Source organism: Shewanella pneumatophori (assembly GCF_023283895.1).
Classification (GTDB): domain Bacteria; phylum Pseudomonadota; class Gammaproteobacteria; order Enterobacterales; family Shewanellaceae; genus Shewanella; species Shewanella pneumatophori.
On sequence record NZ_JAKILB010000011.1, the window covers coordinates 1 to 24040 of the forward strand.

The 24040-nt window shown below is 43.7% G+C and carries 25 protein-coding genes; 13 read left to right on the top strand and 12 right to left on the bottom strand.

The window, feature by feature from the left end; all coding sequences use genetic code 11:
* Positions 1-560 precede the first annotated feature (560 nt).
* The 4 genes from L2740_RS15790 to L2740_RS15805 all read left to right on the top strand — a co-directional run bounded on the left by L2740_RS15790 (position 561) and on the right by L2740_RS15805 (position 2518).
* On the top strand, positions 561-1115 hold the full coding sequence (locus L2740_RS15790; protein ID WP_248951082.1) for a hypothetical protein: 555 nt from the start codon (positions 561-563) through the stop codon (positions 1113-1115).
* Positions 1116-1208: 93 nt separating this feature from the next.
* Complete coding sequence (locus L2740_RS15795) at positions 1209-1532, top strand: hypothetical protein (RefSeq protein ID WP_248951083.1); 324 nt, start codon at positions 1209-1211, stop codon at positions 1530-1532.
* A gap of 132 nt (positions 1533-1664) precedes the next feature.
* The gene (locus L2740_RS15800) at positions 1665-1979 is read left to right on the top strand and encodes a hypothetical protein (protein ID WP_248951084.1); all 315 of its coding nucleotides are present in this window, start codon (positions 1665-1667) and stop codon (positions 1977-1979) included.
* A gap of 149 nt (positions 1980-2128) precedes the next feature.
* Complete coding sequence (locus L2740_RS15805; RefSeq protein ID WP_248951085.1) at positions 2129-2518, top strand: hypothetical protein; 390 nt, start codon at positions 2129-2131, stop codon at positions 2516-2518.
* Between the two features lie 405 nt (positions 2519-2923).
* Here the strand turns inward: L2740_RS15805 and L2740_RS15810 are convergent, their stop codons facing one another.
* From L2740_RS15810 to L2740_RS15820, 3 genes are all read right to left on the bottom strand, one after another.
* Complete coding sequence (locus L2740_RS15810; protein WP_248951086.1) at positions 2924-3658, bottom strand: pseudouridine synthase; 735 nt, start codon at positions 3656-3658, stop codon at positions 2924-2926.
* Positions 3659-3669: 11 nt separating this feature from the next.
* Positions 3670-4383, bottom strand: coding sequence for a DUF998 domain-containing protein (locus L2740_RS15815; protein WP_248951087.1), 714 nt, complete (start codon positions 4381-4383; stop codon positions 3670-3672).
* A 99-nt stretch (positions 4384-4482) separates the two neighbouring features.
* Positions 4483-5835, bottom strand: coding sequence for a Na+/H+ antiporter NhaC family protein (locus L2740_RS15820; RefSeq protein WP_248951088.1), 1353 nt, complete (start codon positions 5833-5835; stop codon positions 4483-4485).
* Positions 5836-6227: 392 nt separating this feature from the next.
* Between L2740_RS15820 and L2740_RS15825 the strand changes: the two genes are divergently transcribed.
* Complete coding sequence (locus tag L2740_RS15825; RefSeq protein ID WP_248951089.1) at positions 6228-6752, top strand: DUF3087 domain-containing protein; 525 nt, start codon at positions 6228-6230, stop codon at positions 6750-6752.
* Between the two features lie 440 nt (positions 6753-7192).
* Complete coding sequence (locus tag L2740_RS15830; protein WP_248951090.1) at positions 7193-8359, top strand: porin; 1167 nt, start codon at positions 7193-7195, stop codon at positions 8357-8359.
* 137 nt (positions 8360-8496) lie between these two features.
* On the opposite strand, the gene L2740_RS15835 is transcribed toward L2740_RS15830, so the two are convergent.
* The 3 genes from L2740_RS15835 to L2740_RS15845 form a co-directional block, all read right to left on the bottom strand.
* Positions 8497-9210: an oxidative stress defense protein gene (locus L2740_RS15835; RefSeq protein ID WP_248951091.1), complete on the bottom strand. Its 714-nt coding sequence runs from the start codon at positions 9208-9210 to the stop codon at positions 8497-8499.
* Positions 9211-9308: 98 nt separating this feature from the next.
* Positions 9309-9962: a 5,6-dimethylbenzimidazole synthase gene (bluB, locus tag L2740_RS15840; protein WP_248951092.1), complete on the bottom strand. Its 654-nt coding sequence runs from the start codon at positions 9960-9962 to the stop codon at positions 9309-9311.
* A gap of 105 nt (positions 9963-10067) precedes the next feature.
* Positions 10068-11384, bottom strand: a complete 1317-nt coding sequence (locus tag L2740_RS15845) for an anaerobic C4-dicarboxylate transporter (protein ID WP_248951093.1) — start codon at positions 11382-11384, stop codon at positions 10068-10070.
* A 571-nt stretch (positions 11385-11955) separates the two neighbouring features.
* On the opposite strand from L2740_RS15845, the gene L2740_RS15850 reads away from it, so the two are divergent.
* The 7 genes from L2740_RS15850 to L2740_RS15880 all read left to right on the top strand — a co-directional run bounded on the left by L2740_RS15850 (position 11956) and on the right by L2740_RS15880 (position 18983).
* Positions 11956-13443 (top strand): SulP family inorganic anion transporter, encoded by a 1488-nt coding sequence (locus tag L2740_RS15850; protein ID WP_248951094.1) that lies wholly within the window; start codon positions 11956-11958, stop codon positions 13441-13443.
* 13 nt (positions 13444-13456) lie between these two features.
* The gene (locus L2740_RS15855; protein ID WP_248951095.1) at positions 13457-14347 is read left to right on the top strand and encodes a universal stress protein; all 891 of its coding nucleotides are present in this window, start codon (positions 13457-13459) and stop codon (positions 14345-14347) included.
* A 196-nt stretch (positions 14348-14543) separates the two neighbouring features.
* Positions 14544-15929, top strand: coding sequence for a UDP-N-acetylmuramate:L-alanyl-gamma-D-glutamyl-meso-diaminopimelate ligase (gene mpl, locus L2740_RS15860; RefSeq protein ID WP_248951096.1), 1386 nt, complete (start codon positions 14544-14546; stop codon positions 15927-15929).
* A 6-nt stretch (positions 15930-15935) separates the two neighbouring features.
* Positions 15936-16589, top strand: a complete 654-nt coding sequence (locus tag L2740_RS15865; protein ID WP_248951097.1) for a flavin prenyltransferase UbiX — start codon at positions 15936-15938, stop codon at positions 16587-16589.
* 7 nt (positions 16590-16596) lie between these two features.
* On the top strand, positions 16597-17130 hold the full coding sequence (gene hpt, locus L2740_RS15870) for a hypoxanthine phosphoribosyltransferase (RefSeq protein ID WP_248470083.1): 534 nt from the start codon (positions 16597-16599) through the stop codon (positions 17128-17130).
* Positions 17131-17265: 135 nt separating this feature from the next.
* Positions 17266-18210 carry an ABC transporter ATP-binding protein gene (locus L2740_RS15875; RefSeq protein ID WP_248951098.1) on the top strand — a complete coding sequence of 315 codons (945 nt, stop codon included), beginning with the start codon at positions 17266-17268 and terminating at the stop codon, positions 18208-18210.
* A 2-nt stretch (positions 18211-18212) separates the two neighbouring features.
* Positions 18213-18983, top strand: coding sequence for an ABC transporter permease (locus L2740_RS15880; protein WP_248951182.1), 771 nt, complete (start codon positions 18213-18215; stop codon positions 18981-18983).
* 101 nt (positions 18984-19084) lie between these two features.
* On the opposite strand, the gene L2740_RS15885 is transcribed toward L2740_RS15880, so the two are convergent.
* The 6 genes from L2740_RS15885 to pcnB all read right to left on the bottom strand — a co-directional run bounded on the left by L2740_RS15885 (position 19085) and on the right by pcnB (position 24032).
* The gene (locus tag L2740_RS15885) at positions 19085-19438 is read right to left on the bottom strand and encodes a DUF4144 domain-containing protein (RefSeq protein WP_248951099.1); all 354 of its coding nucleotides are present in this window, start codon (positions 19436-19438) and stop codon (positions 19085-19087) included.
* Positions 19439-19477: 39 nt separating this feature from the next.
* On the bottom strand, positions 19478-19987 hold the full coding sequence (locus L2740_RS15890) for a DUF4124 domain-containing protein (RefSeq protein ID WP_248951100.1): 510 nt from the start codon (positions 19985-19987) through the stop codon (positions 19478-19480).
* 411 nt (positions 19988-20398) lie between these two features.
* Entirely contained in the window at positions 20399-21244 is an 846-nt protein-coding gene (panC, locus tag L2740_RS15895; protein WP_248951101.1) for a pantoate--beta-alanine ligase, read from the bottom strand.
* Positions 21245-21304: 60 nt separating this feature from the next.
* On the bottom strand, positions 21305-22099 hold the full coding sequence (gene panB, locus L2740_RS15900) for a 3-methyl-2-oxobutanoate hydroxymethyltransferase (RefSeq protein ID WP_248951102.1): 795 nt from the start codon (positions 22097-22099) through the stop codon (positions 21305-21307).
* Positions 22100-22233: 134 nt separating this feature from the next.
* A complete protein-coding gene (gene folK / locus L2740_RS15905; RefSeq protein WP_248951103.1) occupies positions 22234-22728 on the bottom strand; it encodes a 2-amino-4-hydroxy-6-hydroxymethyldihydropteridine diphosphokinase in 495 nt (164 codons plus the stop codon).
* The gene (gene pcnB, locus L2740_RS15910) at positions 22728-24032 is read right to left on the bottom strand and encodes a polynucleotide adenylyltransferase PcnB (protein ID WP_248470075.1); all 1305 of its coding nucleotides are present in this window, start codon (positions 24030-24032) and stop codon (positions 22728-22730) included. The genes folK and pcnB overlap by 1 nt, the downstream gene beginning before the upstream one ends.
* Positions 24033-24040 lie beyond the last annotated feature (8 nt).

The window sequence follows — 24040 nt, forward strand, 5'->3', positions numbered from 1 at the left end:
TTCCTATTAGTGTAACTTTCATATTGGACACCTTTTGTTAGTTATTGAACGCACAAATTCAATATGGCGCAAATGACGCCGGTTTAACAAGAGGTGTCCATCCCATCATCCTTGTAAGCTCGGCCATGACGTCCATGTCATGGACGGTCACGGCCGCATCTACACTGAGTTAGCCAAGCATCATCCTGATGATTCTGAGTAATGGCTATAAGATTAGTTCACTATCCTTATCTGTCGCTAATTCGCTCCTATCCCTTTTATGTACTTTATGTATGTTGACCCCTTTATGTATGTTCAAAACCTGCCTCGGAATTATCATTTAGGCTGGAGCCTAGTGACTTTCCTTCCTGCGTGAACATTGCACTTTATGCAATTTTGAAGGTTCTTTGTTTCACTCAGGCAAAGAAACAAGGAATCTGTTCTCTCCATGTTGTAACTAATTGTTAACAAGCTAGTTTGCTGTTAGTCTTGAGTGATTAAAGTATTGGCGACCTGTTCTTATTAAGACCGTTCTTATTCGGAATTCAGCCGAATATACTGTTATGTACACAAGGAAGGTTATGTATTCTTATTTACCAAATGTAAATTTGTCCGATTCACCAATATCAAGCCAATTTAAGCTTAAAGGAGTATCAACTTTCCACGAAGCCTGTGATTTTATTTGGAGATTGCCTTACGGTCGCACTAACCACCAAGATTTGATAGCAGTCTTGAGTGAACGGAAAGGAACATGTAGCTCAAAGCACAGGCTACTAAAAGCATTGGTGGATGAACTGGATATTGAAGGTGTTGAGCTAAAAGTCGGGATTTACCTGATGCATGAGAGTAATACGCCTGGTGTCGGTTCTGTTTTGAACTTAAGTGAGTTTGATTCAATTCCAGAGGCACACTGTTATTTATATTATGATAATCGCCGAATTGATTTAACGAGAAGCGATGCGGTTGCATCGGAATCTATAAGTAATTTCCTTGTAGAAGTGACAGTTGAAGCAGAGACTCTGCCGGAATTTAAAGAGCCGTTTCATTATCAGTATATTGTCGATAAGTATGGTGATGAGCGAGCTAAAGCGGTTTGGGCTTGTCGGGAGCAATGTATTGCTGCACTTGGAACATAACAAGCCTATGAATCAAGATTCACCATGGCTGTCACGCCATTTGCTGAGCAAATCGCCCGCCAGCACATGGTTCACTTATTAGCAGGGCATTAAATGCCGGAAGGAATTCGAGTGATTTCTAAGAAATGCCTATCAGAGAGTTTTGGTTGTAACGAATATCTTTCTGAATTCGAAGGCGGATATTTTCATGAGGATAGTTGCTTACAACTGATACTGCCTCTATCAATGGCAACAGTTAATCCAGAATTCCAGCATCTTGTAATTGGGCATGCTGGTACAGATGGCATTGAGTTTTGTTATAGAGCACATTTCCCAGATATTTGGGCATTTTATCCAAGCGAATCAGCTTATCAAAAGGTGGCATCTAGCATCGGTCAACTAATTCAAGGCTGGGTAAATGGGTCAATTAGCGTATAGGCATTTAACAAGGCGCAGCAACGGACTGTCAAACCTGTTACTTTTTGTGCAGCTGCGCAGCACAAAAACCGCCAAGTTCGCCTGCCGCAGTGCGCGGCGTTATGTAAATTTGAAAACTAAGGGATTAATCATATGTTTGGTTGGGGACTGAGTGTTTTTAGTGCTATTGTGCTTTTTTTTGCGTTAGCCGCCGTCATAAAAATGGAAGGTAATAGACCTAAATTCTATGCTGGACTTTCTTTAATTGCATTTGGGCTGCTAATGTCAGGATTTTCAGCTGTATATGTGGGTATTATATTTGGAAACTCAGACCCAGATGTTTATAGTTTTCGCGTTACGTTTTTAAGTAATACTTATCTAATTGTGGCATCAATAGGTGCCAATTTATTTGCTACTGCAGTGTGTACTAAGCATTCGACAGATAGCTTTCGCTTGTTTAGGCGATAGATTTGCATAACAAGTAATTTAAGAGGGATTCCAACGCTCGGCATTTTTGCTTCTACTTCAAATTTAGTATTTATGGCACAATGCTTTAGATTTGGGCGGAGGGGTTGTTCCCCCCTTAATTGGGCGTTATGTATCTAAGGAAAGATTTGGTGAAACCCGACTATCAATCTTATTCGCTCGAAGAGCTATATGATGTGGAAGCAAATATCGATAAGGAAGCTTACCCTGAAAGATATAGAGAATTACTACATGAGTTAAAGCTAAGAGAAGATGCCAAGCCACAAGTTGAAGTTAAGGAAGAGACTAAAAAGCCTAAACGTAAACGCACTAATAAAGAGAAAATCACCACATCTTCTTTGATTCTAGCTGCCGCAACAACATGCCTGTATTACGGACATATCCCCGGAAAGAATGGTGGTTTATCTATGGAAGAAGATCCTTATTTCTTTTGGGGAACTTTACTATTTTGTGTCGGAATGGCTGTAAATCAATTGCTGACATTAAAATATACTAAAAAACAATGTGATAACGATACATAACAAGCGTATTAAGCATGGGACGCAAAACACTTGGTTTGCGCTGTCTTTAGTTATCACATCAAAAGCCGGATTACATTGCAGGCTAACAGAAAACACTTATTCCCCATCGAAGTTGCCGAAGTACGCAGGTAAAAGTGCCGTAGAACCATCATGGATGATGGTTCAGGCTCGGGGGGATATGGATGTCCCATCTGAGCCGTTAGGCGATTTTTATTGGAGTACGAGGGGCAACAACTTCGTCTGGGGCGTCATGGTGGATGCAAGGAGGATAAGGACGAGCAGTCCTCCTTGCCCGGGTGTGGGATGAAATCCCACGACTTTAGTTGTTAGACGAAGTCTAACTTAGAAGTCAGGCGTAGCCTGATTGCTTTTAGCTAAATTTGTTAAACCTAGTTTAACTGAACCTCAAGCGTCAGCTTCTGTACAAGCAACAGAAGCTAGCAATTCCGTTAGCTCAACGGAAGTCAAAGGTCGCATACAACCCTCTGGCAAATCTCCTAACTGTAAACTCTGAATCGACACGCGTTTAAGATCGATAACTTTAAAGCCTAAGGCTTGCGACATGCGCCTGATCTGACGATTAAGCCCTTGAGTCAAAGTAATCTCATACTTATCAGCGTCCAAACGGCTCATCACACAAGGTAAAGTGGTGACATCTTTATAACTCACCCCCGCGGCCATGTTGGCAAGAAAAGCATCATCAAACGGTCGGTCTACTTGTACATGGTAGGTTTTAGCATGACCAAAATCTGGGTGCATTAGCTTATGGGTTAATTCACCATCGTTAGTTAATATCAATAAACCTCGGCTGTCTTTATCAAGACGGCCAATAGGGTAAAGCCTTGGTGAGGCGGGTAATAAGTGCAATAAACTACAAGATAAGTCGGCTAATAAGCGACTATCGGTGCCGACGGCTTTGTGAAACAACCAATAGGCCTTAGCTTCAATTTCGCTGACTAGCTCGCCGTTGACATAGATTTTATCTGTACATTGCAGGCCTGCTTCAGTGTGGATAAGGCTAACCGTGTCGACATGAGTGGCTAAACGGTCGTTGATTCGAACTAAGCCGTCACGGATTAAACGGGTAGCGGCGCGGCGTGAACAGCAGCCGGTTAAAGCAAGATATTTTGCGAGTCTCATAATGTGAGTCATTACTCTGTAGCGAAATAGCGCTGGGAAAGCTCTAAATGATTCTTAATGGCCATCTGGCGAATGCTCCATGCATGACCAAGGCACCATAACATCACTATGTTAGTTTGTGCCCACAAAGTTATGGTCATTAAACAGTAATGACCCCATAGATGGTGTTGCTCACATGGATCAAAATCTAAGGTTTGCCAGTTTAACTGAAAAATCAGCCCAGACGATGCAATGAAGCCAAAAACACTGATAATAAACACTGGCCAACTGCAGGCTGAGTTATGGTTAAACCTATCGCTAATACACAAAAAGTACATCACTACGGTAGCGACTAAAAAGCTAGTGGAGACTAGTCGGTGCGGCCATAGGTAGTTGATTGGGAATATGCCCATTAAGATCACACACAGGCCGACAAAAATGCCGATACAGGCTAAGTAGTGGCTAAAATAGCCCAGCTTTAACAGTAATAAACTGACCATGGACAACATGATACATAAGCCTGCCACCATCAAAGATATGTTGTAGATAAAGGCGTAGCGAGTGTAAGTGTAGTCACCTAAAAAGTCGGTGCGCAGATTAATGACCTGCCAGCCAATATTTTGATATTCAAGCCAAACAGAGGTCGATACGCCAACGGCTGCTATCAAACCGCCGAGAAAAATTAACACGACTATCAAGCGGTGATGATCATTGCGCATTGATTGATTTTGCAGTGTTTCGTCCATGAGATCCCTTGCTATTGCGTTAAACAAAAAAGGAGTACACCTTGATGTACCCCTTTAACGTTTTATGGTGATTTAAACCATATAGCCAAACCTGCCTGATTAATGGCGTTTACGCAAGATCACAATCGCAATAGCCACAACCGCTAAGATCATGCAGTACCAAGCATGGGTTACAACCGTTAGTGGCGATATAGCAAAGGTTGAAGCAACCAGTAATGCTTGTGCACCGTAAGGGATTAGACCTTGAATGATACAAGAGAAAATATCCAGAATACTTGCTGCACGCTTTGGTGTTACACCGTGCTTCTGTGCCAGATCTTTAGCAATGTCACCGGTAACCACAATCGATACTGTGTTATTAGCCACACAGGTATTGGTGGTTGCAACAATGGCTGCCATACCTAACTCTGATGCGCGGCAAGATGCTTCGCCTTTAGCTTTAGAGAAACGGCTGATTAGCTTTTCAATCTGCTGGCTCACAAATGCTAGCCCACCTTGCTGCTGCATTAGCGCTGCTAAGCCGCCCACTAGCATAGATAAGATGAAGATTTCTTGCATGCTACCAAAGCCTGCGTAGATGTCTTTACCAAACTGAATCAGGCCGTAATCCATAGTCGCTAGACCAGTAACACCTGCTAGCAAGATACCAATGGTCAGAACAACGAAAACGTTAAGACCTGCAACGGCTAAGAATAGAATTGTTAGGTATGGAATTACCTTTACAAAGTCGACTTCTTGCGCCGCCACATCAGCTTGGCCTTGGCCTGCTAAAGTGAAAATCACTAAGGTAATAATTGAAGCTGGGATGGCGAAAATCAGGTTCTCTCTGAACTTGTCTTTCATTTCACAGCCTTGAGTACGGGTTGCTGCAATGGTGGTGTCAGAGATGATTGATAAGTTATCACCAAATAGTGCACCTGAGATCACGGCGCCAGCCATAATGGCTAAGTCTATTTGAGCTTCGTTAGCAACGCCCAGTGCAATTGGTGCTACCGCAGCAATTGTGCCCATAGAGGTACCCATTGCGGTTGCGATAAACGCGGCAATAACGAAAAAGCCTGGTAGTAATAAGCTTGATGGCACTAAAGACAAGCCTAGGGCTACAGTGGCATCCACACCGCCAGTTGCTTTAGCTACTGAAGCAAATGCACCCGCCAACAAATAAATCATACACATTGCGATGATATTTGAATGGCCAATGCCGTTTAAGAAAGTTTCTATTGATTGGTTAAGCTTTTGCTTCGAAATCAAAATAGCAAAGATAATGGCAGGTAGAATCGCCACAACACTTGGTAATTGATAAAAGGCAAAGTCTACACCTTGGCTTTGAAAGTAAACGCCAGCACCAATAAATAGGGCTAAAAACAAAAATAGCGGGGTAAGAGCTAAAAATGATGGCGTAGTGCTTGGGGTCGCGCTTTGCGCTTCTGGGGCATTATTGGAAGTCGTCAATGTGATCTCTCTTATCTTCAATCAGTCTTTGAACCATTGTTCCCATTGCCCTCCTAGCTGGAACAAACTACTTATTAGCTGCTGCTAAATCATAGAATGGTACATCTCAATAGTTGAGAGGATATGAGATTGAAAGACGTCTGTCAATTTAGACGTCTAGATGTTTTTACTGCTAACTCAAAATATAACCAAAGTTGTGACCTATATCGGCTATGCCTTGTTGAGCTTTGGCTTATGTTAGCTTGGTAAGTTGCCACGATTATATGTCGATTACCACTTTGCTAACGGTGAGTATTCGCTTTTTACATACGGTTTTTCATCTAGGCTTTATTAATCAATGATAAGCTTGTGTAAGCGAGTGTATTACTAACGATAAATTAATGAGATGTGTTATGCAGTTAATGGACATTGATAAACAAACCTATCGCAAAAATACCAACTTAGTGATTATGGGGTTTGTAGCCAGTTTAGCGATTTTAGCTTTAGTTTTTGGTGCAATTCTCATTCACTTTTTTGGCGCTCCAGCTAGTGCCAGTGGCGAGTCTACCGGTAACTTCCACCTTAATGTGATGGGTGTGGTTTTAGCGCTGGGTTTGTGCAGTGCAGTATTAAACAGCCAAAAGCAAAAGCCTTTTCTTAAAGAGGTGTATTACGTCTGGCAATTAAAACAACTGCATAATCAGATTTACCGTAAGCTGGCAAAAATAAAACAGGCAGCGGATAACAACGAGCCAAAGGCTTTTATTATTCTTAGTTTTTACTTTGCTAGCTTAAAGCAGGTTTATACCCTAGACGATAACACGTTAACTTTGGCTACCGTTGAAAGCGATCTAAACCAGCTCAATGACAAAATCGCGGCACTTGGACTGACGATTACGCCTGAGCAGTTTGAGCCGCAAATGCTGGAGCAAATCTAAAAGAGTGATACCAAAGCATGCTCCCAAACGTGGGAGCTGCTAGTGGCTTATATTAATTGGTATTAGGCCATTCCTTTCTGTTTTATCCCTCAACTTTCAATTCGACTATCCTGCTGTTATTGACTGAAGTTATATATTCTTTGCTCGGCATTATCACTTTCACTCAAAGCTGACGGCTTAATGCCTATTTACCTTTAGTTCAAGGCTGCTTACCTTTAGTTCAGGAGTGCTTACTGCTTATGTTGAGCTCAGGGCTGCTTACCTTTAGCTCAAGGCTGTTGGCTGCCACGACTTGTATTAAGTCAGTTGTTTGCTATGTTTTTGTTTAGTGATGACTGAATTTAATGATGAAGCTGATAATGACTCGTTCTGCTCAAACAAGTTGAGCCGATAAATTTATAAAACGGAATGATGAATTGATACCCAAGGTTGGAGATCCCATGAAAAAAGCGCTAGCACTGGTTCCTTTCACGGCATTGGCTTTTACACCAGCCAGCAATGCAGTAGAAGTGTTTAAAGACGATAAAAATGTGTTTGAGATTGGCGGTTACGTTGATGCTCGAGTTATCGACACTCAAGGAGTAACTGAGGTGGTCAACGGTAGCTCACGTATTAACTTTGCCTTTACCCGCGATATGTCCAATGACTGGAAAACCTATGTCAAATTGGAGTGGGGGGTAAACCCATTTGGTAATAGTACCATTTCCTATAGTAGTGAAAGTAATTTTGAAACTAAAAGCGGCGACTTTCTTAATAATCGTCTCGGTTATGTTGGTTTAAGCCACGACGATTACGGTTCTGTATCGATTGGTAAGCAGTGGGGTGCATGGTATGACGTGGTGTATAACACCAACTACGGCATGGTCTGGGACGGTAATGCCTCGGGGACTTACACCTATAACAAGTCTGATGGTGCCATTAATGGTGTCGGTCGCGGTGATAAAGTAATCCAATATCGTAATAGCTTTGGTGACTTGAGTGTGGCGATACAAATGCAGCTTAAAAATAGCGTAGCCGATATCCCTGATGACGGTTCAACCAATCCTAATCGCTTAGTCCAAACGGAATATGATAACACTTACGGTATTGGCTTAACGTATCAAGCGACGGATATGTTGGTGTTAACCCTTGGTGGTAATACAGGTGAGCCTATGGCGACAACCGCTAGTGGTAGAGTCCTTAAAGAAACTGACTACATTTATGGTGCAGGCATAAGCTGGGGCGGCTGGGATCAATATGGTTTTTACGCCGCTGCTAACGTCAATGCCAATGAATATCACGATACCGATAATTTAGGCCGCTTCTTGCAAGATGCGGTTGGACTTGAGTCATTAGTGTCTTACTACTTTGATAACAACGTAAAGATCTTAGCTTCGTACAATATTTTAGAGGCGGGTGATGAGTACGAAAAAGTACACCAAGGCGATGTATTTAAGCGCCAATTTGCGTTTGCAGGCGTGCATTATTACTGGGATAACAGCGTGGTGATGTATCTTGAAGCGCGCAAAGACTTCAGCGATTTTTCTAGTCGCGATCCTGCTAAGGAAGCTGCGCAGCAATTAACTGAAGATGATGGTGTGGCCATTGGCGTACGCTATATTTTATAGTGACTGCTTGTGAGCGCACAGGCTGTATCTTTTGTGTTATCAACAATAAAGGCTTACCTTCGGTGGGTAAGCCTTTGTTGATTTTAGGCTGCGACTATCTGGTGATTAGCCTTGCAAACGGGCAAGGCTACAAACTGCTAATCCTTCAAACGATAAGTGACTTCAACTCTGTCTTGGATCATCACTTGCCCTTGCTGGTAACTTTGACCTGCATCGAAGCTTTTGGCTTCTGAATTCATTCTTAGCATAACTGGCTGGATTGGGCGCTGTTCAAAGTAGCTTATCTCCCATACACCATCTATTTCTTCACCAAAGCCAGCGGCTAAAGTTTTGGCTTTTTGTTGGGCATCTTTAATCGCTGCCATTCTTGCTTGCTCGACATACTCAGCTTCTTTACTCGACTTAAGTGCAATGTTATTGATGCGGTTAATTCCTTGCTCAAGTGCTGAGTCTAGGATGTTATTTAGCTTAGCTAAGTCCATTACCGTGACTTTAATACGGCGATTAGCACTGTAACCGATTAGCTGGTTTGGCTTGTTCTTTTCGTAATGGTATTGCGGCTGTAAATTGATATTAGCGCTTTGAATAAGTGATTTATCAACGCCGGCTTTTTCAAGGCGGGCTAAAAAGCTAGCGACAGCTTTATCTGATTCACGCTTTGCTTCTTGTGCTGTTTTAGCTTTAATTACTACTTCAACGTTCACTTCAGCCATATCGGCTTTAACTGCAATTTCACTGGTGCCTATGGTATTGAGATGAGGGAAGTCGACGTCTGCGGCTTGGGCGCTAGCAACTAAAGAAGTTGATGCAATAACAGTAGAGATAACGGCTGCGATAATTGATGATTTCATAAAAGCTCCAAACAATGAGTAGATGACTAAGCTATTTGCTTGTCTTGTTTGGTATAAACGCAGCCGTTTTGAAAAAGGGTTTTATTTTTTTAATTTTTTTATTCAGCTGGTTTAAAGCTGTTTTGAAACACCACATCTTGCTTATGCTTTTGTTGCTCCCAGCCAGCGGTTTTCAGCTCTGGCTCATCTAAGAACTCATCGACATAGCCGATACACAAATAACCAATTAGCTCGCTGCTAGCTGGTGCATTCACCGCTTGTTTGACTGCTTCAGGGTCCACAATACTTACCCAGCCCACACCAATATTGAGTGAGCGCGCCATAAGCCATAGGTTTTGAATGGCGCACACTACGCTAAAACGGCCCATATCTGGCATGCTGGTTTGCCCAAGTACCGGCGTTGCTTGGTTTTGATAAAACACAGCAAGGTTAACGGGAGCTTCGAGTATGCCTTCAAGCTTAAGCTTGCTGTATTGCTGTTGTTTGTCAGTGCTAAATTGCGCTTTACCTGCGCTGTTGGCGGCGGTAAAGGACTGATGAACTTGCTGCTTAATCGCCTCATCGCGCACCACTACAAACTGCCAAGGCTGCGAATAACCTACCGAAGGAGCGTGTAGGGCAGCTTCAAGCAGTTTATCTAACACGCTGTCATCAACGGGAGTCGCTAAAAAGTGATTACCGCGAACGTCGCGGCGCAGCCGCATAATATCCATTAGCAACTGGCTATCGTTTAATGAAAATGGCTGACTCATTGGGTTCTCATTAGAAAATAAACAATAAAAAGGCGCCATATTGGCGCCCAATACTGTACCGCTATTTAACCGTTAAAGCAGCTATAACAGCGGTGAAATGGCAAGTTAATTAATCATCATTGAAATAGCGTAACCGACAACCGTAGCTGTGATGACGCCAATAAAGCCCGGCATAATAAAGCTGTGATTAACTATGTACTTACCAATATGGGTGGTGCCTGTTCTGTCAAAGCTAATGGCCGCTAGGTCACTTGGGTAGAACGGAAAGAAGAAGTAGGCATAACAGGCCGGTAGCACACCGATTAATACAGGGGCCGGAATGCCTAGCGAAAAGCCCAGTGGCAGCATAATGGTTAAGGTTGCTGCTTGGCTTTTTAGAAATACCGATGCGGTAAACATGGCAATGGCAAATGACCAAGGGTGCGCGTGGACAATATCGCTCACAGATTCAATCAAGTAGCTCTTGTGGTGACCAATAATGGTGTCACTAAGCCACGCGATACCAAAGATAATAATCACCGCCGTCATACCGGCAATAAATACATTGCTGTGGACGATTTTCTTCGGGTCAATCTTGGTTGCTAATAAGATAATTGCGCCCACAGATAGCATCATAAACTGAATCGCGACCGACATCTTCACGCCTTCTGGTAGCAGTTTATCGCCAAACATAGCCAGCGCAATCACCGACAAAATACCCAGTAAGAAGATGCTTAAGCCTTTCTTGGCTGTACTGTCGTTTTTAGCGGTGTCAGTGCTGTCAGATTCAGTATCAATCAGGCTATTTCTAAAATCTTCATCTTGTAAGCGCGCTTGAAACTCTGGGTCTTTATCGAGATCTTTACCGCGATTAAGGCTCCAGGCTGAGGCGACAAGGACACCGATTAGAGTCGATGGAATGGTGACGAGCAGTACATCGATAAGGCTGATATCGAGATTGTTTTCCATTGAGCAGGCAATAACCACAGCCGCCGCAGCAGCAATTGGGCTGGCGGTAATACCCATTTGCGATGCAACGGTGGCAATGGCCAGTGGGCGCTCAGGGCGGATGCCTTTTTTGTAGGCTACATCATAAATCACTGGTAGTAGTGGATAAACTGAGTGGCCAGTACCTACAAGTACCGTTAACGAGTAAGTACAAAGTGGGCCAAGAAATACGATTTGGTTTGGGTGCTTACGCAGCAGTTTTTCGGCGTAGCGTACTAACAGTTTTAAACCGCCAGTGGCTTCTAGGGTGGCTGAGGCTGCAACCACTGCCAGAATAATCAACATCACGTTGATAGGCGGATTACCCGGCGCAATACCAAACACAAAAGCAAGAATCGATACACCTAAACCACCAAGTAGACCAAAGGCCACACCACCGTGGCGGATCCCCACAAAAATAACAGTTAACAACAAGAGCATATGTATGAAAAACATAGCGGGGTGTCCTTTTAGGCATTCTCAGTTAGTCAGCCAGTTTTAGCTGAAGCACTACCAGCGTGGTAGCCTTTTCAGGGCAGTTATACCGTATGTGACTGATTGCTTAAATAGTGAGTGTTGCACAAGGTGATAACACGCATTTATTTGTCAAACTTTTACTAAAAAGTGTGAACTGGATTGAGTTAGGTTTATCGGTATATCGGTGCACTTAAACAGACAGTATGGCGGTGGCCTTAGCCGATGTTTTCACTTTACTGAGAGCTTTTTGCAGTTAATTGCTAGGTTTTTGTGTGACTCAGGTTGTTTTATGTACTGGCTGATGATGTTAGAGTAGGCGCACCTATTATCTAGAGGATTTACATCAACGTGTTAATTACGCCGCCCTAACGTTTTGCCCCTCCTATAGCTTTCATTGCTAACTTAAGCACCTTGCTTATTCCTGTGCGCATATAAATTCGTTGTCGAATTCTTACGACTGTTTTCTGCGCCAAAATTTTATCAAAGAAGCACGCTTAATACGCCAGCCTAATCTCTGGTGCGTACTGCCGTGCAAAAAACTGAGATGTTCATGCTTAAAAATTTTAAAAATGATTGGTTGTCCAATGTTCGCGGCGACTTGCTTGCGGGTATTGTCGTTGCTTTGGCTTTGATCCCGGAGGCTATCGCATTTTCTATTATTGCTGGAGTTGACCCTAAAGTTGGTTTGTATGCCTCCTTTAGTATTTCAGTAGTGATAGCATTTACCGGCGGCCGCTCCGGTATGATTTCTGCTGCAACCGGTGCCATGGCGCTGCTGATGATTACGCTAGTGAAAGAGCACGGTTTGCAGTATCTCTTGGCGGCAACGGTATTAACCGGTGTGCTGCAAGTATTAGCTGGCTATTTGAAGCTTGGTAATCTGATGCGTTTTGTGTCGCGCTCAGTGGTTACTGGTTTTGTTAATGCGCTGGCAATATTAATTTTCATGGCTCAATTGCCAGAGCTGACTAATGTCACTTGGCATGTGTACGCTATGACAGTTGCAGGTCTTGCCATTATCTATCTTTTCCCGCTTATTCCGCGAATAGGTAAGCTTATCCCTTCGCCATTAATTTGTATTCTTGTGCTCACCGCAGTGGCAGTTATGTTTAATCTTGAGGTACGCACAGTCGGTGATATGGGAGATCTGCCGGATACCTTACCTATCTTCTTGTGGCCGGACGTGCCGTTGAATATGCAAACCTTACTCATTGTACTACCTTACTCTGCGGCGCTTGCTGTGGTTGGTTTGTTAGAGTCGATGATGACGGCAACCATAGTTGATGATCTTACCGATACTAAAAGTGATAAAAATCGCGAATGCAAAGGGCAAGGTGTAGCTAATATTTCTACTGGGTTACTGGGGGGAATGGCTGGCTGTGCCATGATTGGTCAGTCGATGATCAATATTAAATCTGGTGGTAGGGGACGATTATCGAGTTTTGCTGCCGGTATATATTTGCTGATTATGGTGGTGTTTCTTGGACCTTGGCTAAAACAGATCCCGATGGCAGCGTTAGTTGCTGTGATGATCATGGTGGCGATAGGTACCTTCTCTTGGCGCTCTATTACTGATTTAAAGCAGCATCCTTTGTCGACAAATATTGTGATGCTAGCCACTGTGGTGATTGTTGTACTGACCCACAACCTTGCGCTTGGTGTATTTGTAGGGGTGTTACTGGCCTCACTGTTTTTCGCAAATAAAATTAGCCGCATGATGGTAGTTAAAAGACGCAATGCAGTCAGTGAAAGTTGCGAATATCGGGTCATAGGTCAGGTGTTTTTTGCCTCGGCTGATAAGTTTATCGACTCGTTTGATTTTAAAGAGGTGCTAGAGTCGGTAACCATTGATTTATCGTCAGCGCACTTTTGGGATGTCACAGCTGTATCTGCACTCGATAAAGTGGTGATTAAGTTTCGCCGCGAAGGTGCTAACGTCGAGTTAATCGGCATGAATCAGGCTACTCGTACGCTAGTGGATAAATTTGGCGTACACGACAAGCCGGAAGAAGTTGAAAAGTTAATGGCTGGGCACTAAGAGGATGACTAACATGAAGAATATCGTAGCTTGTATCGATGGCTCTAAATTGACTCTAGCCACTTGTGAAGCAAGTGCCTGGGGAGCGCAAAAAATCCAGTCACCTCTTACCTTACTGCATGTGTTGGATAAACCTATGCAGCCGGTAGCCAGTGAATTGTCGGGACAAATAGGTTTAGGAACGCAAGAAGAGCTGCTTAATGAACTGATTGAGCTTGATGAACTGCGCAGTAAAGTGGCCCTTAAGCATGGCAAGCAGTTACTCGATAACGCTAAAGAGCTGGCAATAATGCGCGGCGTTGATGATGTTACCCTATTGCAGCGCCATGGCAATTTATTGGATACCTTAGCAGATTTAGAAAGTGAGTTAAGTTTGTTAGTTATGGGGAGGTCAGGTGAAGATCATTGCGCTGAAAAATCCCCGAGTGAACACGGCTCTACTGCCAAAGCTCGAATTAGTCAGGCTATTGGTTCGCAACTTGAGAATATCATTCGCTCAATTAAGTCAGACATTTTGGTGGTTAACGAGCAGTTTAACTGGCCAAGAGCTTATATGATCGCTTTTGATGGTAGCGAAGCCAGTAGTAATTTAATCGAAAAGATACTGAATACTCAGCTGCTTACAGGTTTAGAATGTCATCTGGTAATGGTTCACGCCGACGCTGTTAAAACCTCGGCATTTACCAATGCTGCTGCACGGCTTATGCAAGCTGGCTTACCTGTTACTCAACGCGTGTTAACTGGGAATGTTGATGCAGCGCTGCTTAATTATCAGCAGCAACAGCAACTCGATTTAATCGTGATGGGGGCATACAGTCATACGCGGTTACGTCAGTATTTTGTTGGCAGTAATACAACTCAAGTGCTTGCCACAAGTGTTGTGCCAGTGCTGCTAATTCGCTAATCGTTTAATAACCTGTTCGTTAATTTAATCCTATGCAACCACCTACTGCAGTAGGTGGTGATTAGAAGTTTTCCCGCTAATTTAATTCGTGGCGAGGCTTTATCAATTTAACTGAATAATTAAACTCGAGTTAACTGACAATATTGTGCGGAATTGGTTAGAATTAGGCAGATTTTTCATTCATCAGAGTGACGGTATGCACGTACATATTTTAGGAATTTGTGGCACTTTCATGGGCGGCTTAGCTTTACTGGCTAGAGCTGAAGGGCACAAGGTTACGGGCAGTGATGCCAATGTTTATCCGCCAATGAGCACTCAGCTTGAAGAGCAGGGTATTGAGCTTATTCAAGGGTTTGACCCATCTCAATTAGGCACAAGTGAAGATGATGCACCTGACTTGGTAGTGATAGGTAATGCCATGAGTCGCGGTAATCCTTGTGTCGAAGCGGTATTAAATCGCGGCCTAAAATATACCTCTGGTCCACAGTTTTTAGCTGAGCATATTTTGCCGCAGCGTTGGGTGTTAGCGGTATCGGGTACTCATGGCAAAACCTCAACTTCCAGTATGTTGGCATGGATCTTAGAAGATTGTGGCTATGAGCCTGGATTTTTGATTGGTGGCGTACCGCAAAACTTTGGGGTATCGGCCCGTCTCGGAGGCTCTCCTTTCTTTGTGGTTGAAGCAGATGAATACGACAGTGCATTTTTTGATAAGCGCTCTAAGTTTGTCCATTACCAGCCACGCACCTTAGTGATAAATAACTTAGAGTTTGACCACGCTGATATCTTTGATGATTTAAAAGCGATCCAACGTCAGTTTAATCACGTAATACGTACCGTGCCGGGTGAAGGTAAAATCATTTGGCCTGCCGATGCGAGCAGTGTGCAGCAAGTGATTGATATGGGCTGCTGGAGTGAGCAAGAGCAATATCATTTATCTGCCAATCAAAATGGCTGGTACGCAGCGAATTTAACTGACGATGGCCATAAGTTTGAGGTCTTCTTCGATGGTGAATCGCAAGGCATTTTAGATTGGCAGTTAATCGGCCAGCACAATATTGAAAACGCAGTCATAGCGATTGCCGCTGCGCGCCATGTTGGGGTTAAACCTCAAGCGGCTATTGAAGCGCTAAGCCAATTTGCACCGCCAAAGCGCCGTATGGAGCTACTGGATACGATTGCTGATGTTGAGGTGTATGACGACTTTGCTCATCACCCAACTGCCATAGCGACCTCGCTAAATGGCATGCGAGCACGAGTCGGTAGCGGAAAAATTACTGTGATTTTAGAGCCGCGCTCTAACACCATGAAAAGCGGTGTGCATAAAGACACTTTAGCTAATTCGTTAAGCTTAGCGAGTCAGGCGTTTTTGTATCAAGCAGGCAATATTGATTGGGACATTCAGTCGGCAATGGCGGGCGCGTCAATTCCGGTTGAAGTGCGCTATGACATAGACGAGATAGTTGACCTCGTTGCGGCTCAAGCTGAGCCCGGAGAGACTATTATTGTTATGAGTAACGGTGGCTTTGGTGGTTTGCATCAAAAACTGCTGAGTAAGTTACGTAGTCAGCAAGGTAAATAATTAACCATGAGCGTTAAATATCGTAAAGCAGAGAAGTCGATAAGCTTAGCTTGGACCGGTGCATCTGGTGCGCCTTATGGCCTTAGACTGCTGGAAATATTATTGAAAAGCGATTATCAGGTATTTCTGATGATCTCTTCTGCTGCTCGTGTCGTGTTGGCGACCGAGCAAGGCTTACAATTAAGTGGCAACGCTGACAAAGCCAAAGAGCAGTTGCTTGCTCAATTTGGTGAAGTCGCTGGTGAGCTTATTGTACTGGGCAAAGAAGAGTGGTTTTCACCGCCAGCATCAGGCTCTGCAGCGCCTAAGCAGATGGTGATTTGCCCGTGTAGTACAGGTACCTTAGCGGCTGTTGCCACAGGCATGAGTAATAATTTACTCGAAAGAGCTGCTGATGTGGTAATAAAAGAGCGCGGCCAATTAATCTTGGTTCCTCGCGAAACTCCTTTTAGTGCCATACACTTAGAGCATATGTTGTCGCTTTCTAAGTTAGGCGCCACCATCATGCCTGCAGCACCAGGCTTTTATCATAATCCCAAATCGGTTGAAGATCTGGTAGACTTCATGGTCGCTCGAATTCTTGACCATCTGGGCGTTAACCATGCACTAACGAATCGTTGGGGTTATGACAAGCATAACGTTAGCGACATCGACTACTGAGAGTTATATGAAACACACCACTGAAGTGATGATCACTGCTGAAGAGATCGATCAAAAATTGGATATTTTGGCTGAGCAAATCAATGCTCATTATGCCGATAGCGACCGCCTATTAATGGTAGGTCTGTTAAAAGGTTCTGTTGTATTTATGGCAGATCTTTGCAGACGTATTAAAGGTCATGTTGAAATCGACTTTATGTCGGTATCAAGCTATGGCAACGCTATGACTAGCAGCCGTGACGTAAAAATCCTTAAAGACGTACAGTCTGAAATTCAGGGGCGTGACGTACTGATTGTTGAAGATCTTATTGACTCAGGCAATACCTTGAACAAAGTGCGTGACATGCTGTTACTACGTGAACCAAAGAGCCTTGCGCTTTGTACGCTTTTAGATAAGCCAGAGCGCCGTGAAGTTGACGTACCAGTTGATTTTATTGGCTTTACTATTCCTGACGAGTTTATCGTAGGTTATGGTATCGACTATGCGGAGCAGTATCGTAATCTGCCTTATATCGCTAAAGTTGTTCCATTAGAGGACTAATTACCATCTAAATTGAGCATTAAAAGAGGAGAGTTTAGCTTACCTCGTTTTAGTGCTTATTTTAATGCGTAATGACCTTATCGACTCCCGCTATAGCGGGAGTTTTTTATATCTTTCAGACGGATTGAAATAACCATGGCAAATTCTCAAGCAGCCCTTGTTATTGACTCGCTTAAAAAGACCTACAAAGGTGGAGTTGAAGCGGTTAAAGGCATTAGTTTAACGGTCAATAAAGGTGACTTTTTCGCTCTTTTAGGCCCTAACGGTGCAGGTAAGTCGACCACAATTGGCGTGATTAGCTCGTTAGTGCAAAAGAGCTCTGGCAAGGTTTCTGTTTTTGAGCATGACATAGACACAGAGTTAGAGTTAGCCAAGCTGTGTATTGGATTAGTGCCGCAAGAGTTTAACTTCAATCAGTTTGAAACAGTGCAGCAGATTGTGTTGAACCAAGCAGGTTACTACGGCGTTAAGCGTGACGTAGCCCTTGAACGCGCTGAGAAGTATTTATCACAACTCGACTTATGGGAAAAGCGTAATAGCCCAGCACGTGAGCTGTCAGGCGGCATGAAGCGCCGTTTGATGATTGCCCGCGCATTAATGCATGAGCCAAAGCTATTAATCCTTGATGAGCCAACGGCGGGAGTAGATATTGAGCTGCGTCGCTCGATGTGGACCTTCTTAACAGATCTTAATCAGCAAGGCGTGACGATTATTCTTACCACCCACTATCTCGAAGAAGCCGAAATGCTGTGCCGCAATATCGGTATTATCGATAAAGGTGTGCTGGTGGAATGTACTAGCATGAAGTCACTCTTAAGCCGCTTAAATATTGAAACTTTTGTGCTGGATCTAAAAGATGATTTAGCCGCAGTGCCTGTGCTTAACGGTGTTGAATGTCGCTTAACTGACGGCCACACCTTGGAAGTTGACGTGGCGAAAGAGCAAGGCCTTAACAGTGTATTTGTTCAGCTTAATGAGCAAGGCGTACAAGTACTGTCGATGCGTAATAAAGCAAACCGCTTAGAAGAGCTGTTTGTTGAATTAGTTGAAAAAGGTAAGCAAACCGGAGATGTGAAATGAACATGAGAGCGCTGTATTTCACAGCTTTTAAAAGTATTTTAAATAAAGAGGTTAACCGCTTTACCCGTATTTGGGTGCAAACCCTAGTGCCGCCAGCGATTAGTATGACCTTATACTTCCTTATTTTTGGTAACTTGGTCGGCAAGCGCATTGGTGAGATGGGCGGTGTATCTTACATGGAGTTTATTGCACCGGGCTTGATCATGATGGCGGTGATCACTAGTTCATACTCTAATGTGGTGTCATCTTTCTTCAGTGCTAAATTTCAGCGTAACCTTGAAGAGTTGATTGTGGCGCCTGTACCCCATTATGTGATTATTGCTGGTTATGTGGGTGGTGGTGTTGCACGTGGTCTTTGTGTGGGCACGATTGTGACTTTAGTGGCGCTATTTTTTGTCGACATTAGTGTGCATCACTTAGGGCTGGTGGCGTTAACAGTACTGCTGACATCGATTTTGTTTTCGCTAGGCGGCTTAATTAATGCCGTATTTGCTAAAAGTTACGATGATATCAGCATAGTTCCTACGTTTGTGTTAACGCCGCTGACCTATTTAGGTGGGGTGTTTTACTCGCTATCGTTATTGCCTGAGTTTTGGCAGGGCGTGTCGGCGTTAAACCCAATCGTGTATATGATTAACGTATTCCGTTACGGCTTCTTAGGTTACGCAGACATGAGCGTACCCTTATCTATCGGTGTGATGGTAGGCTTTTGCGCAACGCTTTGGGCGGTAGCTTACTACCTGATTTCTCGTGGTATTGGTTTGAGAAGCTAATTGCTAAAACTTGCCGAGGCCTGAGCACTCAACAAAAAGCCAACCATTGCGGTTGGCTTTTTAGTTTTCGCTGTTTTTTGAGACTGAAGGCTAGTCTGCGATTAAAGCTCACCATCCTCAATAAATTCCAGTATGGCAAACAGTTGCTGAATATCATTGGCTGCGAGTTTGCTGGTACAGCAATGGCCTGCTTGACTGGCGTGAAGTCGCACCCATTCGATTAGTTGCTCCATCGATGGTTGCGGCGTTGATAAATGTAATTGCCAAGCTGCTGCAGCATTGTCTATCTGATAGCTGTATCCTTGACTATCGATAATAGTGAGCTCATCGAGGCTACCAAGCATAGGCAGTTGTTCGGTTAACTCAGCTAACTCAGTTAGGTAAACGAGTTCTTCTTGCTGAAGATGTTTAACTGCAATTGGCCATTGGAGTGAGGCTAAAGAAAGAGTTGGCAATAGAAGCTCCTGCAGAAGATAGTGCAGTACAGCTTACACCTAATTTGCTTTTGCGGCTTCTTCTTCGATGAGCTGTTTTCTAGCAATTAATACATCAATGGCACCTGCGTTGGCGGTAACAAGCTGATCAAAGTGCTGATTCATTTCATCAAGAGACTCTAAATATTGCGGGTCGTTTTTTTCTTTTTTCTGCCAATAGCGGTTACGCTCAAGCTTTTGTAATTCACTGGCTCTGAGTATTTCGTAATAACTATTTTCTTGGCGTAAGCGATACACTTCACTGTCTAGCAGCTGCAATAAGCGCTCTTTTGAAATGGTTTTTTTATTGAGTAACGCTTGCAGTGGATCTTCAGTCTTAATGCGTTTATCTGAATCGGTTTCTGTGGTGATCCCGAGTTGATATTCAATCTTATGCTGGCGAAATTCAGTCGGGCACGAATGCTGACTAAAGACGATTTTATTGTCTTTAGTGCACTTGAAAATACTGCTCTTTGCATGAGCAGAACTTGCGACTGCAAGGCAAATTATTGTGAAAATAATTTTCGCCATCGGGTTAACTGTCCTTATTGACCTGAGTGCTGTATTGACTGAATCTGACGTCGTATTGTTATAGAGTAACTGCCAAGAATTAATGCTCAAAAGTTAACAAGTAGGCATTACCTTTAACAATCTTTCATACTATGGCTGAAGTTGACTAATAACTCCAGTTTTTTGACACTAAATTATTTGAGGTTAAAGCGACGATTTAATCAGTCTTTAAGCGTATTTTAGCTGAAATTATTTATATAAATTCAATATATTGACGGCTATGTTGCTATTACTTAATGGCGAAGAACTCAGTTACTGACTGCTACCATTGAGCTGATTATTTCAGGCGGGTTTAGTCAGGTTTGTGAGTATAAATCGCCAATAAAAAACGGCGCTATTTAGCGCCGTTAATTGATTTGTCATGCAAGTTACTTAAATCGATACCAAGATATTATCGATTAAGCGGGTTGTGCCCATGTAAGCCGCGACTAAAATCACTAGCTCTTTATCTGTACTGTTAGCAATAGCGAAAGTCTTAGCGCTACGGACATCGAGGTAGTCATGTTTAAAGCCTGCTTGGCTCAGCTCGTTTTGAGCTTGCTCGATAACTGCATCGATATTTCCACCCGCTTTTAGCGAAGCTGCCATAGCATCTAAGCTACGTTTAATTTGCGCTGCTTGCTGTTTTTGCTCGGCAGTTAAGTAGCCATTGCGCGAACTCATCGCAAGGCCAGATGCTTCACGTATGGTATCAACCCCAACAATCTCAATTGGCATTGATAGATCTTCAACCATAGTGCGAATAACAAGTAGTTGTTGAAAGTCCTTTTGGCCAAATACGGCAATATCAGGCTGCACGATATTAAATAGCTTACAGACAATAGTTGCCACGCCTCTAAAGTGGCCTGGGCGGCTTGCACCGCAAAGCTCATCAGAAATCGCAGGGACTTCAACAAAGGTTTGCGCATCCATACCTTTTGGATAGATGATGTCGGGTGTTGGCGTGAACAGTAATTCTGCGCCTGCGGCCACAAGGGCTGCTTGATCATCAGCTAAAGTGCGTGGGTATGAATCAAGATCTTCGTTTTGACCGAATTGCATCGGGTTCACAAAAATCGAGGCAACCACATGGTCTGCACGTAGTTTGGCTTCTTTCACTAAGGTGATATGGCCTAAGTGTAAGTTGCCCATTGTTGGTACAAATGCAACGGTTTCGCCTTGTTGGTGCCAAGCTTTTACTTGAGCGCGGATTTCAGCGATTGATTGAGTTGTGATCATGACTTTACTGCTCTGATAGCAAAATAAAATACGCTCAACTAGGCAGTTGAGCGCTGATAATTAGTTAAATGTGTGCTCGTCACCTGGGAATACTCCCTCAGCAACTTCACTGATGTATGCACGAACGGCAGCGCGGATCTCGCCAGTTTGCTTAAGATAGTTCTTAGAAAAACGTGGAATGTAGCCACTAGAGATCCCAAGTACATCGTGCATCACTAAAATTTGACCATCGGTATCTTTACCTGCACCAATACCAATCACTGGAATAGTCAAAGCTTCGGTAATCGCTTTTGCAAGTGCAGCAGGAATACATTCAACCACTAATAGCTGTGCGCCAGCCGCTTCTAGTGCAATGGCTTCATCAAGAATACGTTGCGCGTTGTCAGCGTCGCGGCCTTGAACCTTAAAACCACCAAATACGTGTACAGATTGTGGCGTTAGGCCTAAGTGAGCACATACTGGAATACCACGTTCAGTTAGCATAGATACGCTTTCAAGTAGCCATTTGCCACCCTCAACTTTAACCATGCTAGCACCAGCTTGCATTAGCTTAGTGGCATTGGTCATGGTCTGCTCAGGCGTGGCATAGCTCATAAATGGCATATCTGCGATAAGCAAAGCACGCTCAATACCACGGCGCACACAGCGCGTGTGGTAAGCAATATCGTCAACGGTAACAGGTAAAGTGTCACTGTGGCCTTGAAGTACCATTCCCATAGAATCACCCACTAGGAGTACTTCTACGCCTTCGCTATCAAATGCACCAGCAAAGCTAGCGTCATACGCGGTTAGTGCAGTGAATTTTTTACCTTCTTGTTTAAAGGTACGCAGTGTTGAACTTGTAATTTTGGACATAATGGTAATTTTAAAACTCAATTTGTGAAGTTGTTACAGGCCAACAAAGGGTTGACTTCAATGAACTTGATGTTGAATTTTTTCAAAATAGACGCGGCCATACTAGCAGAAAAAACTAATTAAGCAGAATGCTATTACACAGCGATTAAAGCGTCGGCTAAGACTAGCTCTGCCTTCAGGGAGTCATTGATGAGGCTTGCTAATGCTGTACCGTCAGGCAAGATAAGTTCTGGTGCGATATAACTTAAAGGCACCAATACAAAACTACGCTCGCGCATACCGTAATGTGGCACAACTAGGCGCGGAATATCGATACACTGATCATCATATAGCAATAAATCTAAATCTAGCGTTCGTGGGCCCCAGCGCAGCTCGCGTATACGGCCTTGCTGATTTTCTATTGCTTGTAATGCATCGAGTAATTCAATAGGGCTGAGATCGGTACTAAAGCCAGCAACCGCATTGACATAGTCAGGCTGCTCAACATCGCCCATAGGCGCAGAGCGATAAAATGGAGATACACGAAGAGAGTCGGCATTAGCCAAACTTAATAGTGCTTCACAAGCACAATTAAGCTGGCCAATAGGGTCGGCTAAGTTAGCACCAAGTGCGACGTAAACTTGAGCCATTATTCAGCAGATTTAGGCGCCGATTTTGCACTAGGCTTACGACGGCGACGTTGATTAGAGTTACGGTTGCGACCACCTTTATTGGCAGAGCGAGCAATCACATTGCGCTGATCTTCGCTGCCTTCAACGAAGCTCTTCCACCATGCAGCACTCTTAGCAACTGTGCCGCCTTCAGCGTGAGCGCGTAACAATAATAAATCGTATGCAGCTCTAAACTTTGGATGCTCAATGAATCTAAAGGCCTTAGTGCCTTTATTGCGGTCAAACCTAAGCTGTAACTGCCAAATATCTTTGGTTACTGTGCTAAAGCGGCGTGGAATGCTAATGGTGCGGCATTGCTGCTCCATTACATCACCCATAGCGGCATTGTAAGCATCATAAGAGCTTAGGCCACTTTCTAAGGCGATATCATCAGCACGCTGGCTCAATGGATACCAAAGTAGTGCGGCATAGAAAAATGCTGGCGTTACCGGCTTATCTTGCGCAACGCGCTCATCGGTGTTGGCCATCATCTCTTGCATTAATTTAGCGGTTTCACCGTTTGGGTATTCTTTTAGTAGTGTTTCTACTAATGGGAATAATGGCTCAAATAGACCAAATTCACGCATCATATTGAAGTTTTGCTGTGCTTTACCTGCAAAGAATAGTTTCAGCACTTCTTCATACATACGCGCTGCAGGAATATCTTTGAGTAAACGTGCTAAGCCTTTGATTGGCTCTGCAGCTTTGGCCTCAATCTCCATATCAAGCTTAGTGGCAAAACGAACTGCACGTAACATGCGCACAGGGTCTTCACGGTAGCGAGTTTGTGGATCGCCAATCAAGCGAATAGTGCGAGACTCTAAGTCTTGTAATCCACCGCCATAGCTATGGATTGAGAAATCGCTAATATCGTAATACAAGGCGTTAATGGTGAAGTCACGGCGTTCAGCGTCTTCATCAATACTACCGTATACGTTGTCACGTAATAGACGACCAGATTCATTGGTTTTTGAGATCTTTTCGCCGCTGTCTACGTGGTGGCCACGTAAGGTTGCCACTTCAATAACATCGCGTCCGAAAACGATATGTGCAAGACGGAATCTACGGCCGACTAGACGACAGTTACGAAATAGTCGTTTGATCTCTTCCGGCGTGGCATTGGTAACAACGTCGAAATCTTTCGGTTGTAGACCCAATAAAATATCGCGTACGCCGCCGCCGACTAAGTAAGCTTTAAAGCCTGACTTGTGCAGTCTGTAGAGTACTTTGATCGCATTATCGCTGATTTGTCTGCGAGAAATGGCATGTGCATTCCTAGGCACGACCTCTA

Bases quoted from the DNA above. Each gene is read 5' to 3' on its own strand.
- L2740_RS15865 (WP_248951097.1), top strand. From the start codon at position 15,936: ATGAGCGTTAAATATCGTAAAGCAGAGAAGTCGATAAGCTTAGCTTGG.
- L2740_RS15815 (WP_248951087.1), bottom strand. From the start codon at position 4,383: ATGGACGAAACACTGCAAAATCAATCAATGCGCAATGATCATCACCGC.
- L2740_RS15835 (WP_248951091.1), bottom strand. From the start codon at position 9,210: ATGAAATCATCAATTATCGCAGCCGTTATCTCTACTGTTATTGCATCA.
- panC (WP_248951101.1), bottom strand. From the start codon at position 21,244: ATGATCACAACTCAATCAATCGCTGAAATCCGCGCTCAAGTAAAAGCT.
- L2740_RS15850 (WP_248951094.1), top strand. From the start codon at position 11,956: ATGCTTAAAAATTTTAAAAATGATTGGTTGTCCAATGTTCGCGGCGAC.
- hpt (WP_248470083.1), top strand. From the start codon at position 16,597: ATGAAACACACCACTGAAGTGATGATCACTGCTGAAGAGATCGATCAA.
- L2740_RS15810 (WP_248951086.1), bottom strand. From the start codon at position 3,658: ATGAGACTCGCAAAATATCTTGCTTTAACCGGCTGCTGTTCACGCCGC.
- L2740_RS15855 (WP_248951095.1), top strand. From the start codon at position 13,457: ATGAAGAATATCGTAGCTTGTATCGATGGCTCTAAATTGACTCTAGCC.
- L2740_RS15890 (WP_248951100.1), bottom strand. From the start codon at position 19,987: ATGGCGAAAATTATTTTCACAATAATTTGCCTTGCAGTCGCAAGTTCT.
- panB (WP_248951102.1), bottom strand. From the start codon at position 22,099: ATGTCCAAAATTACAAGTTCAACACTGCGTACCTTTAAACAAGAAGGT.
- folK (WP_248951103.1), bottom strand. From the start codon at position 22,728: ATGGCTCAAGTTTACGTCGCACTTGGTGCTAACTTAGCCGACCCTATT.
- L2740_RS15825 (WP_248951089.1), top strand. From the start codon at position 6,228: ATGCAGTTAATGGACATTGATAAACAAACCTATCGCAAAAATACCAAC.
- L2740_RS15830 (WP_248951090.1), top strand. From the start codon at position 7,193: ATGAAAAAAGCGCTAGCACTGGTTCCTTTCACGGCATTGGCTTTTACA.
- L2740_RS15790 (WP_248951082.1), top strand. From the start codon at position 561: ATGTATTCTTATTTACCAAATGTAAATTTGTCCGATTCACCAATATCA.
- L2740_RS15795 (WP_248951083.1), top strand. From the start codon at position 1,209: ATGCCGGAAGGAATTCGAGTGATTTCTAAGAAATGCCTATCAGAGAGT.
- bluB (WP_248951092.1), bottom strand. From the start codon at position 9,962: ATGAGTCAGCCATTTTCATTAAACGATAGCCAGTTGCTAATGGATATT.
- mpl (WP_248951096.1), top strand. From the start codon at position 14,544: ATGCACGTACATATTTTAGGAATTTGTGGCACTTTCATGGGCGGCTTA.
- L2740_RS15800 (WP_248951084.1), top strand. From the start codon at position 1,665: ATGTTTGGTTGGGGACTGAGTGTTTTTAGTGCTATTGTGCTTTTTTTT.
- L2740_RS15880 (WP_248951182.1), top strand. From the start codon at position 18,213: ATGAGAGCGCTGTATTTCACAGCTTTTAAAAGTATTTTAAATAAAGAG.
- L2740_RS15845 (WP_248951093.1), bottom strand. From the start codon at position 11,384: ATGTTTTTCATACATATGCTCTTGTTGTTAACTGTTATTTTTGTGGGG.
- L2740_RS15875 (WP_248951098.1), top strand. From the start codon at position 17,266: ATGGCAAATTCTCAAGCAGCCCTTGTTATTGACTCGCTTAAAAAGACC.